The organism is Amycolatopsis regifaucium (assembly GCF_001613935.1).
Classification (GTDB): Bacteria; Actinomycetota; Actinomycetes; order Mycobacteriales; family Pseudonocardiaceae; genus Amycolatopsis; species Amycolatopsis regifaucium.
Genome location: NZ_LQCI01000034.1, coordinates 73,381 through 85,903 on the forward strand (window position 1 = coordinate 73,381; position 12,523 = coordinate 85,903).

Sequence of the window (12,523 nt, forward strand, 5' to 3'; positions counted from 1 at the left end):
CGGAATAGTTACCTACTCTAAGCAAGTTGTTCCTCGCGGAACCATCACTGGGGAAAGGAAGAGCATGACCATCGCGCCCGAGCGAATGGCGGAACCCGTCGAGCGCCCGATCCCGACCGGACGCGCCCGGTTCGTCCTGATCCTCGGCGGCTTGTCCGCCTTCGGGCCCCTGTCCATCGACATGTACCTGCCCGCGCTGCCGCAGATGGCGGGCGAACTCCACGCGGCGGACGCGACCGTCCAGCTCACGCTGAGCGCGTTCATCATCGGTCTCGCCCTCGGTCAGCTGATCCTGGGACCGCTGTCCGACGCGATCGGCCGTCGCAAACCACTCGTCGCGGGTCTGGCGCTCTACATCGTCGGGTCGCTGCTGTGCGCCTTCGCCCCGAGCGCCGACCTGCTCATCGCCGCCCGCGCCGTCCAGGCCTTCGGTGCCGCGGCCGGCATCGTCATCGCCAGGGCGACCGTGCGCGACCTCTACTCCGGCACCGCGATGACGAAGTTCTTCTCGCTGCTCATGCTGGTCAACGGGCTCGCGCCGATCCTGGCGCCGATCATCGGCGGCCAGATCCTGAACTGGACCTCGTGGCGCGGGGTGTTCGTCTGCCTGACCGTGTTCGGCGCGATCCTGCTCACCGTCGTGTTCTTCCTGCTGCCGGAACCCGTCCCCGAGGAACGCCGGACGCCCGCCCGGTTCGGCTCGGTGATGCGGACCTACGCCGGCCTGCTCCGCGATCGCGGTTTCCTCGGTTACGCGCTGGCCTCCGGGCTGATGTTCGGCAGCCTCTTCGCCTACATCTCCGGATCGTCCTTCGCGCTGCAGGGCGTCTACGGCCTGAGCCCGCAGGCGTACAGCCTGGTCTTCGGCCTGAACGGCATCGGCATCGTGCTCGTCGGCCAGCTGAACGGGCGAATCGTCGGACGATTCCCGGAACGGACGCTGCTGACCGTCGGCCTCGTCGTCGCGGCGGTCGCCGGTTTCGGCGTGCTGGCCGCGGTCGCGCTGGACCTGAGCCTCGTCGGGCTCCTGATCCCGCTCTTCGTCCTGGTGTCGAGCATCGGCATGGTGGCCCCGAACGCGAGTTCGCTGGCGCTCGCCGAACAGGCACGCTCCGCCGGTTCGGCGTCGGCGTTGCTGGGGGTGCTGCAGTTCGTCGTCGGCGGGCTGGCGACGCCGCTGGTCGGGCTGGGCGGTGCGGGCACCGCGGTCCCGATGGGGATCACGATGGCGGCGTTCGGCGTCCTCGCGCTGCTGGCCTTCGGGACCATGACGCGGTCTTCGCGTGCTTTGGTCCCTCAGGAGGTTTAAGCCCTCGTAGAGCGCAATGAAGGGGCCTTTCATCGCAAAATTTGCGATGAAAGGCCCCTTCATTGCGCGGGTCAAACGAGGGTCGCGAGATCAGCCGTCCTCAACTGATCCGCCGTCACCGTCACGCCTCCGTCGACCAAGGCCTTCAACGCGTCCCCGTCATCCCATTGGTTGACGTTCATCGCGGCGGCCACCTGCCCGTCGCGTAACCAGAACGCCGTGAAGTCCCGCGCCGCGAGATCGCCCCGCACCACGAGTTCGTCGCTTTCGGGATCGGCGAGGCCGCGGTATTCGCAGCCCAGGTCGTATTGATCTCAGTACGACCAGAACACGGGTGCCTCGACGTGGCCCGTCACCAGGCGAAACGAGGTCAACCGTGGTCAACCTGATACAGAACAACGGCACTGGGACGACGTACGCTGCCAACATGCCGTCACGCCGGGCTCTCGCTTACTACAGGACGTCGAACGACCCTACAGAGGTCGGGCGTAGTAACGAGCGCCAGCAGAGCGAAGCGCATCAAACCGCCGATCGCGAAGCGCTCACACTCGCCCCTGCCGATGAGTTCCAGGACGTTGACAGCGCGAGCATCTTCGGGACGCAGCGAGGCGTTGAACGTGAAGGGTGGCAACGCCTCCTAGACACCCTTGACCGTGAAGGCGATCAAATCCACACGGTGATCCTCTCGGAGGTCAGCCGAGGGACCCGCGAACAGGTCGAGTATCAACGCCTTGCCCAACTGTGCATCAAACACAAAGTCATCATCAACGCGAAGGGTAAGAACCTCGACCCCGCCGATGAGACTGACTCATTTCAACTTGGCCTTGAAGTCCTCCTAGCGGCACAGGAGGCGCAACGCATCTCGAACCGTGTCAAGAAGGGGGTTATCAAGTCAGTAGCGGATGGGCGTCCTCCCGCAGGACGTGTACCGTTCGGCTACTTCCGCCCTCCCCGCGATATTGGCGAAAAGGCACGGCAGTTCAAGCACAAGAAGAACGCCCTACTTGTTGAAGTGGCCGCGAACGGGATTATTGCCGACGAGATAAGTCTTGGCGACGTCGAACGCCTCTGGAACGAAGCAGCGGAGAACGAGCGCAAAGAGCTGCTGGAAGCGCTCGATGAGCAGGCTGTGACGAATCACTGGGAGAAGACCGACACTGAATACACACGCCGGAAGCGTCAGATTGAGCGTCGCAACAAGTGGAACACGTCGTCAGTGCGCAAGGCACTCATGAACCCTTCGCTAATCGGTCGACGTGTTGTTGGCAGTGGCACGGTTCAAGGAAACTGGGAAGCGATCCTTGATGATGACACGTATTACACGCTCTACGGCAAGCTGACGGACCCCGAACGTCGCACGAGTCCAGGCCCCGAGAGCAAGACCTTACTTGCAGCAGTTGCCATGTGCGCGGTATGCGGGGATAAGTTGCGCACCAAAGGTGACAGTTACACGTGCCGCGCGAAATATTGCGTCGTCAAGAAACAGGGTTGGTGCGACGTCCTCGCGACCGAAGCTTGCATCGCCTATCTCGGCGCTTCACTACGCGATGAAATTTCGAACACTATCCGAGGATACGACCCCGAAGTCACTAACGCAGGTGACTTCGAGACCGCCACCGCCAAATTGAAAACGGCGCGCGAACAACTGTCAGAGTTTCAAGCCGAAGCATCAAAGCAAGGACTCTCCGCTGCCATCGTCGTCAGCACTCTCGTGAGTTATAACCAGCAAGTTGAAGAGGCAGAGGCAGAGCTTGAAGCCCTAGCGCGAACCTCGACCACTCGCAAGGACCCCCTCTTGGAGGAACTGCGTGAGGTCGTGACCCAACTCAACTTGGAACGCATGAGCATCGACCCCACCGCGAAGGACATGACTCCGACGCTTGTTGAGTTGCAGTACGGCGATGAGATACGCGAGATGACGCAGGCGATGTGGGATGAGGCCGAGCTCACGACACGACGCGGATGGTTGATCGATGGATTCACAATCAAGTTGCATCGTGCCCCGACTCAACGCCGCATTGATTTGATGAACCCTGCGATCCTGACATTCGAACCGCGTACGGGATGGGATGCCATTGGGGATACCTTTAGGCCCTGGTGGAGCAAACCCGGAAGCGTCGGGACGGTCGGCGGTGTCGTCGTGAAGATCCCCGGAGACGTACCCAAGTCGAACCCGCCGAAGCGTGACACTCAGTAGACGAAAGGAGTGCATCATGACAAAGGGTGCAGCACAGTCAGGCCACAAAAGTCTTGAATCGTCCGTCGTCGACTGGTTGAACAAAAGCGGCTTCCCGCTGGAGATGCGCGCAGCCAAAGTAATCCGCAGCGCCGGTCCCGACGTCTATGGTCAATCCCAGTATTACACTGACCCGAAAACAAACGAGCTACGCGAAGTCGACATCATGGCGTCATGGGCTAGCGTCATCGGTGACGAGCACAAATGGATTCATCTAGTCGTTGAATACAAAGGCCCGGACGGTGTTTGGATTCTGTTTCGCCACCGAGATGAAGATTACGTCGCAAATGGACGCCACATCATGTTCTTGAGGTCAGCGCCAAGCAACTTTGCTCAGCCCGACAGTGGACCAATCGCAACCGCCTATACACAAAGCCCCGTTCCCGCCTTGCTTCAAGGTGAACATAATCCATGCTACGGAATTACTCAGAAGGGCGACGGAAGAGGCAAGGACCACGCATATGAAGCCACGCGCCAAGCAGCGTCAGGAGCATTTGGCGTACTTCAAAACGTCACCAAGACAAACGACATACTGAGAGCGCAGTACTGCCTTCCGCTAGTCGTTACCACATGCCGTCTATTCGTTGCCGAACTTGACGAGAACAACGACATAAAGGTCACCGAGACTGACCGCGACTCCGTGATCGTTCCAACACATGAAACTGACGACCACAGCGCAGAGGTGCACATCGTCCACGAATCAGCACTACCGCAGTTTATGGCGGACTTCGTGGAACTCGCGCAAGGAATTCTCACGCCTGGAAACTTGACGGCGATTTAACCGCCATACGGCCGTGCATCGTTGTTCCGCCACCAACGCCATGCCTTCACACCCGCACGCCCCACACCCTTGCCGACACGAGCGATCACGCGGCCTGCTGCACGCACAGCGGGGAAGGTCTTCGGCGGCCATTCGTCGGAGCGGCGGTACAGGGTGGCGCTCTCAGCCATACGACCAGCCTTGCGCCGAGCTGAGGCAGCGTCACGCGCCTCCACGATCCGATATTCGGCACGCTTCCCATTCGGCCGTTGCACCTTCACGCGCCACAGGTGACCGCCTCGCGTGGGCACTAACGATCCGTGTTCATCCCGCTTCACTCTGCTACTCCCCCGTGAGCCGTGGCCATGCCGACGGCACATGGTGCCAGCAACGCCCAACCGCCTCGCATTGCCGTCTCACGTGCCCTCTGAGCGCCTGACGCTGCCTCTGCCGACAACCTGGACACCTGAGAGCGCGGACGCCGCAGGAGGTGACGGGTGACGGTTTAGACGCCACTTTGAGGTTTGATCCTTGCGCGCCCCTGCGCACGCGTGCGTAGGGAAGAAAAATCCACCCGTCACCTCCCTGAAGTGTCACTTCCCCTGGTCAAGACCACATTTCGAGGTGACGTGAACAAATGCAAACGTCATTTTCGCAGGTCAGCGAGTCGACGCAAGGTGACGTTCGCACACGCACACGTCATCGTCATGTTTGCACTTGCACATGAGCGGGCGAGGTATGCCGACACCGACAACTTTCCTTGTCCACGAAAATCGCAGGTCACCAGCGTGACAACCCCTGCATGTAGTCAAGGGGAACCAGCACCGCTCAGCGACGGAGAGCCAACGGGGAGGGGCACACAACGACAGGGAAGGAACAAGATCAACATGACACATGCCAAGGGACCGATCAGGGCACGCGTGGACGTCCCCACGCGACACGTAGAGCAAACGCTCAGAGAGTCGCCGGACGCTGAGTACGTGGCCTGCGAGCTTCGGCGCGCACTTGATGCATACGACGTTTCACGGGACGCTCACGGCCGATGCCACGCCCCTACTCCACGGGCGAGATGATCGCGTGACACATGGCATTCGAATATCCGTGATTGAGGCTTGTCATAAATGAAGCCGCGGAACGATTGATAAAGGGTCATTTCGCACATGACCAAAGTGAATCCTGAGGAAAACCTGAGGGATGACCTGGTGAATGTAGATTACTTGTAAGCCCCCGATTGCGGGGGCGTTTTCCGGCCAAGAAAGGTAACTTCCAAGATGCTTAGGTGTGGACACCCCGACGCCCCAACCAACCGATACAAGGATGGTCGCTGCAAGATCTGCCAGCGCGCACGCGTGAATCAGAACCGCGCAAACATCGATCAGCTAAAGGCGTTGCTTGATGAACTGAGCGAACGTGTTACGTTGCTCGAAAGTGAGCGTGTCACATGATCACAACCTTTGGACTGTGCATCGTCCTCTTGTTCCTCACGGAGATGAAGCGACACAGCACCAACACATTATGCAATTCCCTGCAAAATTCGCCGGCTCAGGGCACCCAAATTCTAGGAGTAAATGACAATGAACGACTGTGACCACACCATGTGTGAACGCGAAATCGGGGAGCTTTGGGACATTGTTTCCGAGCTACGCGAACAGGTGGAAGAGCTTAAGCGTGCAAGGACATGAAAAGCGCCCTGCTACACCATCGTTTCCAATGACATAGCAAGGCGCTTCAACGCAACACGACAAGAGAACAACACACACAGGGACACAGGTCCCACGAAACGAACCTACTAAGGAGATTCTACATGTTGAGGAATGAATTCACTGCGTACGCACATGCTCGCGGATGGGTTCTAATCCCTGTGACAGCGAACGCGAAGCGTGCCACGATCCCAGGGTGGAATACATGGAACGTAAGTGATTCGCAGGACTTCCTACCTGAGTTGAACGATGCCACGGCGAACATCGCAATTAAGACAGGGCGCGACTCTGGCCTGTTCGTCATTGATATCGATCCTAAGCACGGAGGCACGCTCGAATCACTAGCGCAGCTATGCGGGGGCGCTCTACCGAGGACACGCATTCACCGCACTCCTAGCGGCGGGTGGCATGTGTTCTTCAACTATCCGGGCTTTGAGGTCAACAACAGTATTGGAAAGCTCAGCGTTGGTTTGGACGTGCGCGGAGATGGCGGGTACGTAGTTGCTCCTACCTCAACCGTGGACGGAAACGATTACGTCGTTGAGGATGACCACGAAATCACGGATGCGCCCGATGGACTGATCCCGTTCATTCGTAAGGCTGAGCGCGTGGCCGCCGAGAATCTTCCTGATCCCGCAAAGCTGAGCGATGAAGAGCGTGACCAGATGCGCGAGTGGATGCTAAAGAGCATTCAGATTATCAGCGAAGCGGGAGACGGGGAAAGGCATGGGGTCATGCTCCGCGAAATCCCTAACGCTTTCCGATGTGCCGCATGGAGTGGAGATGATTGGGAAGATGTGCAGGCAGCAATTGAAACGGCCTACGACGTGAGCGGAGGCACAGACACAAAGGATCGTGACAACATCGTGGAGCAGGCTAAGGAGTGGGCGGAAAGCGACCCTAAGCGCTACACGCCACGAGCTGAGCGCACGAAGCTTGAAACGATGGACGCCAAGGAATCGCCCGACGATGCCGGGGAAATCCTTCCTTGGTACGACGCTCGGATCGTTGAGCAAAAGGCACGCCGTGATGGGCTCTTGGAGCCGACACAGCAGGGCGTTGCACTTCGCTTGAGGGAGCGCTATGGGCAGTGGTTGAAGTACGTGAATGGTGACGGGTGGAGGACATACAAGGGCGGATATTGGCAGCCTCAGAATGTGGGTGATGTGCGAATCGCTGTTGACTCGCTCACGGCTGAGATTCGCGATGAACTGTTCAGCCTGAGCAGCGAGACACGTCGCATTGAGAACGACATTAAGGTACAGAACCCAGCACTTGACGCCAAGGAGTTGCAGCGCCGATACGAGAACAACTCTGATTGGGTGAGCCTCCGCGCGGACGTAAGCCGTTGGGCCGACTTGTTGGAACGTGTGCAGTCCACCCAGTGGCGCAATGGTGTTGTTCAGCACGCCGAGGATTATCTAGCGGCGGACGTGTCAGACTTCGACACACACCCTGAAATGCTCACCGTGGAAAATGGGACGTTGAAGTTCGACCCAGAAACTGGGAATGTCGAGCTACTGCCGCATGACCCTTCGCACTTGATTGCACGCAAGGCACCCGTGAAGTATGACCCTGACGTAAGCGTGGAGGGTTCATATTGGCAGAGCACCCTCGACCGTTTGCAGCCTGACGTAGAGGTGCAGCGATTCCTAGCAATGGTTGCAGGGCTAACGTTGCTTGGCGACAACCGTAAGGAAATCATGGTGATCTGCCACGGCGAACCTGCCACGGGTAAGAGCACGATTGTTACGGCCATTACCGCGACTCTTGGCGACTCCCTTACAGCACAGGTGAGCCATGGGACTATCCGTGAATCCAAGCGATCAGGTGGTGACGCATCCCCGGACAAGGCACGATTGCTAGGAAAGCGCATGGTGTACGTGGGTGAGCTTTCGGGCAATGTCGACGTGGAGATGATTAAGGCATGGACAGGTGGCGAGAAGATCAGTGCCCGTGCGCTGTATCAGTCTGAGATTGAATTCTTGCCGCAGTTCGTCCCGTGGGCAACGTCGAATAGCCTGCCCGACTTTCAGGGTGATGAGGCGATTTGGCGTCGCGTGTTCGTCGTGGAGTTCGCCGAAGTAATCCCGGTGAATGAGCGCATGGACAAGACGACTATGAATCGTCTTATGAGCGAGCAGGCACCCGTGATCTTGGCATGGGCTATCGCAGGGCTCGCCGATTACTTCAAGAACGGGCTGATCATTCCTGACTCTGTTCGTGCTGCAACCGAAGAGGCAAGGAATGAGCAAGCATGGCAGCAGACGTTTGTAGAGCGCTTCCTCACGGAGACAGGGAACCCAAGTGACAAGGTGACCCTCTCAACGTTGAAGGGCCTTTACGACAACTCAGCTAGGGAGCCTGCCGGGCGTATGTCATCACGTCGCCTCCGTCCCGCACTCGAACCACTCCTAGGAGAGGCTGTCAAGGGCGTGAATGGACAGGAGTTCCTTGGGTGGCGCGTTAACGAATCGTGGAACTTCTAGCGCTTCGTCAGGATTCTAGGAGTTCGCAACGCTCTGACCTGCACCTTGACGGTTTGACGGTTTGACGAAAGGTTTGGGAACCCTTTCAGGGATTTAAGATTGAATTTTCCCCAGGAATACTTTCCGAACTCTTCGTCAAACCGTCAAACCGTCAAACCCCAGGTCAAAGGCTTGCAAACCCCTCCTAGTGCTGACGAAGCGAAGCAAACCCCCGAATCGCCTACTTCAATTTTCCACGTTCGGCGGCCTCAACAACCCGGCAAGCTCTTCAGGCGTTGGCTCAGGGATATTTTCCTTTGGTCCACTACCATCCGCGCCAACATCGGATGCCATCAATTGAATGCAAACCCCGTGGTTTCTCATCAGGAAGTCACGGATCTTCCTCACGTCAAGCTGTGCCCATGTTCCTGCCTCATGATGTTTACGCACCAAACTCGCTATTGTTCCAACGTCGTGCCCAATGCGTTGAATAACCAACGACACGTCAATACTTGAGGTAATGAACGACTCTATGGCTAGATCCGACAGGGTCGACCCTATACCCTTGAGGCGCTCATTATCCGCCACAGCCCTTTCCTGCAAGCTTACTGGGAATTCGCCGTGCTCTAAGGCGGTGTCGTACGCTGCTTCAATCCTGACGTAGACATCTGAAAGCTCGCGAATAGCACCTAGTGTGTTTGTGTAGAGTTCAACCTTGCGATCGAATAGCAGCTTGAAGCGTTCTTGAGCGCGCTGATGCTCAAGCTCTTCGGCAAACTGCCTTCGCTGACTAGCCAGTTCCTCCTTGGAGCGCTTATTCGCACTCTTCACGTTCAACCACGTCGTAATTGATGCCGTCAGGATCGCAACTAGGGCCGTGCTCCCAGCAACTGCGATTGTCAGCCACGCCGGTGTGTTGTTCATTCGACCACTCCTAGGTCACGGCGCATAAGATCGATCGTTTTACGGAACTTCCCGACCGCAGGCTTCCAGATCTCAAGAACATCCAATGGTGCATGTTCTTGCAATGCCCCGTGGTACTTCGCACTCAGATCACGAAACTCTATCCAGATTTCATTTACCAATTCCCCAACTTCTTGAGATGCCATGATCAAACATGCGGTACGCAGTCGATAAAGCTCGGACATAGTTGGTACAGGGTTAGGCGTTATGTGCCACTCCTCATCTTCCTCTTCCGTCTCAACATTCAGCTCTTGCCACATCTCAGCGATCTTTAAGTCAGCGCTGTTAAACGCCTCACAAACCTCCAGATAGAGCGCTTGACGCGTATCGTGCACCAATTTGCGTCGCTCCGTCTCTCTCTGTGCCTCCATCTGAGTTACAAACTGTTCCCTCTGCGTACTCAGTTGCTTCTCAAATTGTGTCCGCGTGTTGGATAGCTCGGCATTTGACCGCCGAGAGCTGTACTTGTTCGTGACCCACACTGCACCTAACGTTGCGGATGCCGCAATGAAGGCCGTAAGGACTGAGAGCCACCACGGCGCCTGACTCGCGTTGTTCATAGCGAGATCCTAGCGCACCTACTTCTGATACCTCTTAACCCATTAATGACCCTCACCGCGGCTTCAGCTATTGGCCCTGTTAGCCGGCCACCTGACCCCATTTCTTCTTATAAGAATCACGGCCCGGAGACCCCTATATGTAGTCTTATATTGCGGGCCACATGGTGGCCGATAACCCAGCCTACTTAGCCTTTGAAAGGGGGCGTGAAGCATGTCTAAGAACGAGCATTGGGCACCTATCGATGGTTTCCCAAGCTATGAGGTATCTACCCTAGGGCGCGTTCGACGCAACGGCAGGGTGCTAGCTCAGTACAAATACAACACGCACCCTGATAGGCGTCCGTGGTCACGCGTCACTTTGCATGACGATAGGGTTCCTACACAACGAGCCGTTCACGTTCTCGTGGCTAACGCATTCCTAGGCGAACGCCCAAAGGGCATGTCCGTTCACTTCAAGAATGGAATTAGCACCGATGCACGTCTAGAGAATTTGTACTACGGGCCAGCACGTAGCGAGCAGACATACGTCAAGAGCACAAAGGGACGTATCAAGTAATCCCCAGGGGCATTACAACGTCGCACATTGCACGTGGGACATATCAGCCCCCAATGTTCCCGAACGCACAGGGGTAATGCGCACCATGAACGACCGTAATGCAGATACAGCCATTCGCATTGCCTCTGCGCACCTTCCTCGCTACTCGCGTACACATGGCACACGACGCGTGGCACGTGAGGTGCGAGCACAGCACACGCACATTGAGACAGAGTCAGTAGGCATGAGCGAATGAGAGAGCGAGGATAGGCACAGTGCACAGGACACCGCGCACGCTTCGCTTTACGCTTTCGCATTCTGCGCGCACTTTTTATTTTCGCTTTTATGTGCGTTCGCAGGGCACAGGAAAACGCGTCCTCGTGGACGTTTACCCAGGGGGGTGTGCCCCTGACGGGGGCCTCTGACTCGCCCCGTATAACAGGCTCCGGGTCGCGCGGGAGTTTGAATGAATTTTTCGCACAATTCTGAAAGGTATTTATCGCATGGGCCGTGGCGGCTACCGTGCCGAATATCCAACGTGCATTAACGGGCACGAATTCACCGAAGAGAACACGCGCACTGACGCCAAGGGCTATCGCTATTGCCGCGCCTGTCATCGCGACCGAATGCGACGCAAGCGCGCAGAGCAAAAGAACGGGGACAAGTGATGGCACGTTGTCAGGTTGAGGGCGAGAATTGCGCAGGCACTTCCACGCGTGTTGTACAGCTCCGAGGACGCGCCCATAACGCTTGCGCTCCCTGCTCTCATATCGCATGGATCATGGAGTATCGCTCTCAGTGGGACAAGGGAATTGCGTTCGACCGTGGTCCCGCAACACAGGGCTATGAATGGCTGCTAGACCCCGTTCCCGCACCATGGGGACGTGACGAATTGGACCCCCGCTCCGAGGAAGAGAAGCGAGCATCGCGTAAGCGTCGCGGACTTTGATTGTTTGGGGTCGCAGATGTACGGGTTTCATCTCCACCCCTTTCGCCCCTGGCGGGCACACAATGACACGTCACAGGTTGACGTGAATACACAACACACAGCAAAGGACACAACCAAAATGACGACCCCCGAAATCATCCTACGCACGACACGCACGAACTCCATCCTTTTGCGTTACAAGGAATTGGGCTTTAAGCTATCGGCTACATTGGTCGATAAGTTGAAGCGCGCCGAGTCCCTAAACAACCTAGCCACTCCGCCAACAAATGCTGAACTAGCGGCCGTAGCAGCGAAGGATGCGCCTGCGCTGTTGGATCGCATTGTCCGCGCTGCCTCCGTTTCTTCTCCGGGTGCTCAGCAGCAGATGCAGAATGCTCGCAATGTCTTTGACCTTGACCTGTACAACGCGCTAGTTGAGCACACAGCAGTAATGTACGACGCCATTGCCGTAAAGCTTCACAAGGAGTTGGACAAGCTGACCACGGACGTTTGCGCCGTTCCACATGCCTTCACCATGAACCCTGCCCTATGGGACAGGCAGGAGCGCGACTCAATCGACGGCCTAAAGCGTCTTCGCGTTGCCGTTCCGGCGCTCACTGAGCTTGTCGCCCTCTTGACTGAGCTTGTGGAATTCCTCGCGCCTGTGCGTGTTGGAAAGCAGCGCGAGTTGCAGGCCGTTAAGGACCTGATCCCGTTCTACGACTTCACGGGCGTACAGTCACCTATGTTGGTTGAGATCGCGCGCAACCTCCCGAACGTCCCCGTTGTCTCCGTTGAGATGGCCACGTACCTAAAGAACTTCAACGTGTTCTTTTGTGTACACCCGCTTGATGCTCGGCACGCAGTTGAGAACGAATTGAACGGTCAGGCACTAAATTGGACTGAGCAGGATGGACGTTTGATCCCTGCCAATGAAGCCCGTGATTTGCCGGGAGGCGTTGAGTTCCCTGTTTGGTCCGGAACCACGATTCAGTAAGACGGGTGCTTGAGCGCTCAGGGGTTTGATCCTTTGCCCTTTGATGCGCTTGCGCCATGTGCCTGAC

Annotated in this window: 8 protein-coding genes and 1 pseudogene; 6 read left to right on the plus strand and 3 right to left on the minus strand. The window is 57.3% G+C overall.

Translation table 11 applies throughout. The features are described 5' to 3' along the window. Positions 1 to 64: 64 nt before the first annotated feature. The gene (locus tag AVL48_RS24155) at positions 65 to 1,309 is read left to right on the plus strand and encodes a Bcr/CflA family multidrug efflux MFS transporter (RefSeq protein WP_061989091.1); all 1,245 of its coding nucleotides are present in this window, start codon (positions 65 to 67) and stop codon (positions 1,307 to 1,309) included. 71 nt (positions 1,310 to 1,380) lie between these two features. Here AVL48_RS24155 and AVL48_RS38555 read toward each other — a convergent pair. After that, positions 1,381 to 1,623, minus strand: a pseudogene (locus AVL48_RS38555) (oxidoreductase C-terminal domain-containing protein); the annotation flags it as partial. Positions 1,624 to 1,685: 62 nt separating this feature from the next. On the opposite strand from AVL48_RS38555, the gene AVL48_RS38560 reads away from it, so the two are divergent. From AVL48_RS38560 to AVL48_RS24170, 3 genes are all read left to right on the plus strand, one after another. Then, a complete protein-coding gene (locus AVL48_RS38560) occupies positions 1,686 to 3,506 on the plus strand; it encodes a recombinase family protein (RefSeq protein ID WP_061989096.1) in 1,821 nt (606 codons plus the stop codon). Positions 3,507 to 3,522: 16 nt separating this feature from the next. Further along, positions 3,523 to 4,326, plus strand: a complete 804-nt coding sequence (locus tag AVL48_RS39160) for a hypothetical protein (protein WP_143104737.1) — start codon at positions 3,523 to 3,525, stop codon at positions 4,324 to 4,326. A 1,783-nt stretch (positions 4,327 to 6,109) separates the two neighbouring features. Continuing rightward, positions 6,110 to 8,494, plus strand: coding sequence for a phage/plasmid primase, P4 family (locus AVL48_RS24170; RefSeq protein WP_074038260.1), 2,385 nt, complete (start codon positions 6,110 to 6,112; stop codon positions 8,492 to 8,494). 225 nt (positions 8,495 to 8,719) lie between these two features. Here the strand turns inward: AVL48_RS24170 and AVL48_RS39165 are convergent, their stop codons facing one another. Together AVL48_RS39165 and AVL48_RS39170 are read right to left on the minus strand one after the other, a co-directional pair. Next, complete coding sequence (locus AVL48_RS39165) at positions 8,720 to 9,397, minus strand: hypothetical protein (RefSeq protein WP_143104736.1); 678 nt, start codon at positions 9,395 to 9,397, stop codon at positions 8,720 to 8,722. Further along, complete coding sequence (locus tag AVL48_RS39170; RefSeq protein ID WP_143104735.1) at positions 9,394 to 9,996, minus strand: hypothetical protein; 603 nt, start codon at positions 9,994 to 9,996, stop codon at positions 9,394 to 9,396. The genes AVL48_RS39165 and AVL48_RS39170 overlap by 4 nt, the downstream gene beginning before the upstream one ends. A gap of 211 nt (positions 9,997 to 10,207) precedes the next feature. On the opposite strand from AVL48_RS39170, the gene AVL48_RS40875 reads away from it, so the two are divergent. Together AVL48_RS40875 and AVL48_RS39175 are read left to right on the plus strand one after the other, a co-directional pair. Further along, complete coding sequence (locus AVL48_RS40875; protein ID WP_074038261.1) at positions 10,208 to 10,552, plus strand: HNH endonuclease; 345 nt, start codon at positions 10,208 to 10,210, stop codon at positions 10,550 to 10,552. Between the two features lie 1,046 nt (positions 10,553 to 11,598). Continuing rightward, complete coding sequence (locus AVL48_RS39175) at positions 11,599 to 12,456, plus strand: hypothetical protein (RefSeq protein WP_061986872.1); 858 nt, start codon at positions 11,599 to 11,601, stop codon at positions 12,454 to 12,456. Positions 12,457 to 12,523 lie beyond the last annotated feature (67 nt).

Coding starts and splice junctions, on each gene's coding strand:
- AVL48_RS24170 (WP_074038260.1), top strand. CDS start 6,110: ATGTTGAGGAATGAATTCACTGCGTACGCACATGCTCGCGGATGGGTT.
- AVL48_RS39175 (WP_061986872.1), top strand. CDS start 11,599: ATGACGACCCCCGAAATCATCCTACGCACGACACGCACGAACTCCATC.
- AVL48_RS39160 (WP_143104737.1), top strand. CDS start 3,523: ATGACAAAGGGTGCAGCACAGTCAGGCCACAAAAGTCTTGAATCGTCC.
- AVL48_RS40875 (WP_074038261.1), top strand. CDS start 10,208: ATGTCTAAGAACGAGCATTGGGCACCTATCGATGGTTTCCCAAGCTAT.
- AVL48_RS39170 (WP_143104735.1), bottom strand. CDS start 9,996: ATGAACAACGCGAGTCAGGCGCCGTGGTGGCTCTCAGTCCTTACGGCC.
- AVL48_RS39165 (WP_143104736.1), bottom strand. CDS start 9,397: ATGAACAACACACCGGCGTGGCTGACAATCGCAGTTGCTGGGAGCACG.
- AVL48_RS24155 (WP_061989091.1), top strand. CDS start 65: ATGACCATCGCGCCCGAGCGAATGGCGGAACCCGTCGAGCGCCCGATC.